The sequence below is a fragment of the Mesorhizobium sp. M5C.F.Ca.ET.164.01.1.1 genome (assembly GCF_004792125.1).
In the GTDB taxonomy this organism is placed as follows: domain Bacteria; phylum Pseudomonadota; class Alphaproteobacteria; order Rhizobiales; family Rhizobiaceae; genus Mesorhizobium; species Mesorhizobium wenxiniae.
This window is the reverse complement of the sequence record NZ_SRTG01000203.1, coordinates 1-377: the sequence shown is the minus strand read 5'-3', so window position 1 is coordinate 377 and position 377 is coordinate 1. Positions and strand designations below refer to the sequence as shown.

1 protein-coding gene is annotated in these 377 nt (G+C 62.9%); it reads left to right on the top strand.

The features are described from left to right. Positions 1–110: 110 nt before the first annotated feature. Positions 111–377: hypothetical protein (locus tag EN807_RS33125; RefSeq protein WP_135937988.1), on the top strand; the 267-nt coding region annotated here is incomplete at its 3' end.

Sequence of the window (377 nt, the reverse complement as noted above, 5' to 3'; positions counted from 1 at the left end):
CTGACGTCCCGCCATCTGCTCGCTCCCGCCCGCCAATTATTCGAGGGCGACACCGCTGCCGCAGGAACTTTGCCGGTTTTGCTCCGTTCTTGTGCGAGAGGAATCTCGCCATGGAACATATTGCTGCCTTGCTGCTGGTCATCGGCTGCTCCAACTCCATGACCGAATGCCGTGAATTGTCGGTGCCTGTCAGCGTCTTCGAGACCGCCGAGCAATGCACCGCCGAACGGCCCTTCGCCTTGACCGACGTTCGGGGCCAGGCTCCCCACGTCGTTGCCAAATGCCTCGCCGTCGACCCGGCATTGGAGGACGACTACGACCAGATCGTCTGGAACGTGCGTCCGGACGGCACACTCGACGCGTCCCTGCAGGTCTCC